The 2357-nt window shown below is 66.4% G+C and carries 3 protein-coding genes; 2 read left to right on the forward strand and 1 reads right to left on the reverse strand.

What is annotated here, in order from left to right; genetic code table 11:
* The coding region (locus VKM35_RS11955; protein WP_324321244.1) for a glutathione S-transferase C-terminal domain-containing protein at positions 1–264 on the forward strand (264 nt) is incomplete at its 5' end.
* Between the two features lie 39 nt (positions 265–303).
* Here the strand turns inward: VKM35_RS11955 and VKM35_RS11960 are convergent.
* Positions 304–1422 carry a PilT/PilU family type 4a pilus ATPase gene (locus VKM35_RS11960; RefSeq protein WP_324321245.1) on the reverse strand — a complete coding sequence of 373 codons (1119 nt, stop codon included), beginning with the start codon at positions 1420–1422 and terminating at the stop codon, positions 304–306.
* Positions 1423–1513: 91 nt separating this feature from the next.
* Between VKM35_RS11960 and VKM35_RS11965 the strand changes: the two genes are divergently transcribed.
* The coding region (locus VKM35_RS11965) for a DUF4398 domain-containing protein (RefSeq protein WP_324321246.1) at positions 1514–2357 on the forward strand (844 nt) is incomplete at its 3' end.

A 2357-nucleotide genomic window follows, 5' to 3' on the forward strand; every position in this document is an offset into this window, starting at 1 on the left:
CGCGACGTGTGGGTGCGGCACTGGATCGTGGAAGGCTTCGCGGCGTTCGAAGCGCTGCTGCAGGATCACCCGTCGACCGGCGCCTTCTGCGACGGCAACATCCCCACGATCGCGGATTGCTGCCTCATTCCGCAGGTTTACAACGCGCGACGTTTCTCGGTCGACCTGGCGCCGTTCCCGAATATCGTGCGCATCGAAGCGGCCTGCCTGGCACATCCCGCGTTCGATGCGGCTCGGCCGGAGCGCCAGCCCGACGCACCCTAGGAATCACCGGCGCCTCGTGCGCCGGGCCAGCTCGTGCGGTCAGCGCTGGCTCAACGCGTTGTCGAATACGTCCGCATAGGGGTCGTGCTCGCCGCTGGAACCCTCGGACAGGCGGAACTTCAGCGCCAGGCCATCGCGGGAGTCCGCGGCGCGCAAGGCTTCCTCGCGTTCGACCTTGCCGTCCTTGTACAGGCGGAACAGGCACTGGTCGAAGCTTTCCATGCCGGCTTCCAGCGATTCTTCCATCGCCTGCTTGAGTTCGTGGATCTGCCCGCGGCGCAACAGGTCCCGGATCGTCGGGGTGTTGATCAGGATCTCGGCCGCCGGCATGCGGCGACCGTCGACGCCGACGACCAGGCGCTGGGAAACGACCGCCTTCAGGTTCAGCGCCAGGTTCATCAGGACGTTCTTGTGCGCGCCTTCCGGGAAGAAATTGAGGATGCGCTCGATCGTCTGGTCGGCGTTGTTGGAGTGCAGCGTGGCGAGGCAGATGTGGCCGGTCTCGGCGAATGCGATCGCAGCCTCCATCGTCGTCGCGTCGAGGATCTCGCCGATCAGGATGACGTCGGGCGCTTCGCGCATCGCGTTCTTCAGCGCGTTGTGGAAGGCATGTGTGTCGATACCGACTTCGCGCTGGTTGACGATGGACTGCTTGTGCTTGTGCAGGTATTCGATCGGATCCTCGATGGTGAGGATGTGTCCGGACACATTGCTGTTGCGGTAGTCGATCATCGACGCCAGCGTCGTCGACTTGCCCGAGCCGGTCGAGCCGACGATCAGCACCAGCCCGCGTGGCGCCATGATGATTTCCTTCAGCACCTGCGGCAGCTGCAGTTCCTCGATCGACGGCACCACGCTGCGGATCGAGCGGATGACCATGCCGACTTCGCCGCGCTGCTTGAACACGTTGATGCGGAAGCGGCCCGAGTCCTGCAGCGCCAGGGCCATGTTCAGCTCGAGGTCGCGCTCGAAGACCGGCACCTGGCCTTCGTCCATCAGCGAGTAGGCGATTTTCTTCACCATGCCCGGCGGCAGGCCGGTACTACCCAGCGGATAGAGCTTGCCTTCGACCTTGATGTTCACCGGCGCGCCGGTTGTCAGGAACATGTCGGAGGCATTCTTCTCCGTCATCAGCTTCAGGAAATAGCCGATATCCATTCACGCTTCCTCTAGGCGCGCCATCATTGCGGATGACGCATAAGCTGATGAAAATGGCCGCGCGTCGCCCCTTCGCCCACACGGCACCCCAATGAATCAGAGCTTCGCACAATTTCCTCGGGCCCTGCACGTGCGCCCGTTGCACTCCGCGCACGGGCTGCTCCTGGCCTGCGCATTCACGCTGGCGGGCTGCGCGACCCTGCCACCGCCGACGAATGAGATCGAGGCGGCCCAGCAGGCCGTCACGCGTGCCAGTGGCGCCGACGCTGATCAATATGCCGGCGCCGGGGTCGCGCAGGCGCGCAACGAACTGGCGCAGGCGCAGGCCGCGATGGCCAGTGGGCGCGATGACGACGCCCGCATGCTGGCCGTGACGGCGGCGGCGGATGCCGACCTGGCATTCGCCACCAGCAACGCAGCCACGTCACGAGCGGACTTCGCCCAGCACGCCGAGGAAATTGCGTCGCTGCAGCAACGTCTGCAGATGTCGGCCGATGCGCCCGCGCAGCCTGCCCTGGATATCCAGGCGCCACCCGCGGCCGCGCCGGCTCCGGGCGCCGAGAGTGCACAGACGGCGTTGGCTGCGCGGTTGCGGTCGCTCGAATCGGATCCGCGCCTCAATGGCTTCGCCGCCTACGAGCGCCTGTTGGCGCACCAGGCCGTCGATGCGCTGGCCGCGGCGCGCGGCCGCAGCCGTGACAACGCGGCGACGATTGCCGAGCGGCGCGTCGCGATCGCCGAATTGGGCGCACGCACCCAGGCGACCCGTCAGCAGATCGATGGCATGGAGCGCGAGCGCAGCGAATTGATGGTCGAAGCCAGCTGGCAGGATGCCGAGCGCGCCCGGCAGGAGGCCGAACAGTTGCGCGTCCAGGCGCAGGTCCAGGCCGAAGAAGCCCAGCGACTGCGCGAACAGGCCGATGCCGATGCGGCGG

The sequence above is a fragment of the Arenimonas sp. genome (genome assembly GCF_035312645.1).
GTDB lineage: Bacteria > Pseudomonadota > Gammaproteobacteria > Xanthomonadales > Xanthomonadaceae > Arenimonas.

What these genes read in the sequence shown, in the direction of transcription:
- VKM35_RS11960 (WP_324321245.1), bottom strand. Translation starts at nt 1,422, where the DNA reads ATGGATATCGGCTATTTCCTGAAGCTGATGACGGAGAAGAATGCCTCC.